This is a genomic window from Microbacterium sp. P5_E9 (genome assembly GCF_054049175.1).
Map to the genome: position 1 here is coordinate 1 of NZ_JBFUMV010000060.1, position 718 is coordinate 718.

Here is a 718-nt window from a genome sequence, read left to right on the forward strand (position 1 = left end):
GGCCAATACCGTCTCTATTCGCGCAAGGTCGATCCGAAGACCGGTCGACGGCGCAACCTCGGCACTTTCGAAACTCGCGCGCAGGCAGAGCAGCACGAGCGCGAGGTGCAGTACTTCAAACGGCATGGCTGATCGCGGGAGGCTCGCATGTCAACGCTCCCGTCTTCCCGATACCTCGCGGCGCTCACCGTCATCGCCTGCACGGTCTCCGGCTGCGCAATCGCTCCCAAGCCGACGGACCGGGGCGCGCAAGGCTCCGTTCCGGATGTGAGTTCGTCGCGCGAGGCCGCGCCGAGCTCGCCGCGATCGACTCCAAAATCCTCGTCGTCAGCGAAGCCGGGCGTCGACCGCAGCGGCAGCAAGCACGTCGGAAAGGCATCCTTCTACGCTGACAAGTTCACGGGCCGAAAGATGGCGGACGGCACCCGAATGGACCCGCGCGACGACAACGCTGCCAGCAAGACGCTGCCCCTCGGCACCACCGCCAGGGTGACCAATCTGGAGACTGGGCGCAGTGCGGTGGTCACCATCCAGGATCGCGGTCCCTATGTGAAGGGCCGCATCGTCGACGTCTCGCCCGCGACGGCACGCGAAATCGGGCTTTCGCGAGAAGACGGCGTGGCACAGGTCGAAGTCACCCCGTTGTCGATACCGCAGCCTGATTGAACCAAGCCCGGCGGGGCGGCGACACGATGACGAATGAAACGCAGCTGCAAAT

Annotated in this window: 1 protein-coding gene; it reads left to right on the forward strand. The window is 65.3% G+C overall.

All coding sequences use genetic code 11. The annotated features are described in order from the left end of the window. Window positions 1-147: 147 nt before the first annotated feature. Window positions 148-666, forward strand: a complete 519-nt coding sequence (locus ACXJ3V_RS20215) for a septal ring lytic transglycosylase RlpA family protein (RefSeq protein ID WP_457102147.1) — start codon at window positions 148-150, stop codon at window positions 664-666. Window positions 667-718 lie beyond the last annotated feature (52 nt).